Source organism: Aquimarina sp. U1-2 (assembly GCF_017897595.1).
In the GTDB taxonomy this organism is placed as follows: Bacteria; Bacteroidota; Bacteroidia; order Flavobacteriales; family Flavobacteriaceae; genus Aquimarina.
The window spans coordinates 1-350 of sequence record NZ_JAGKIK010000118.1; the positions used below are offsets into that span (position 1 = coordinate 1).

Consider the following 350-nt stretch of genomic DNA (forward strand, 5'->3'; position numbering starts at 1 on the left):
ATGAGTATGGCAATGAGTGTTTAGCAAAGGCAACTAAACAAGTCATAGATAAAATTGCTGTAGAAAATAGAATAGCTACAAAAATCACTTCAAAGGAGAGAGAACAAAGCCACCTATGGAATCCTATTGCATTACGTGAAGCCATTATTAATGCTTTTGTACATAATGATTATACCAATGAAGTACCGCCCAAGTTTGAGATTTTTTCAGATAGAATTGAAATTACATCTGCTGGAGGTTTACCTGAAGGATTGAGTCAGCAAGAATTTTTTGAAGGGTTTTCAGTCCCTCGTAACAAAGAACTGATGCGCATATTCAAAGACTTGGAGTTAGTAGAACAATTGGGTTCT

1 protein-coding gene is annotated in these 350 nt (G+C 35.7%); it reads left to right on the top strand.

Annotated features, from left to right (window positions below; translation table 11 throughout):
- On the top strand, positions 1-350 hold a 350-nt coding region (locus tag J8281_RS19295), incomplete at both ends, for an ATP-binding protein (protein WP_305852745.1).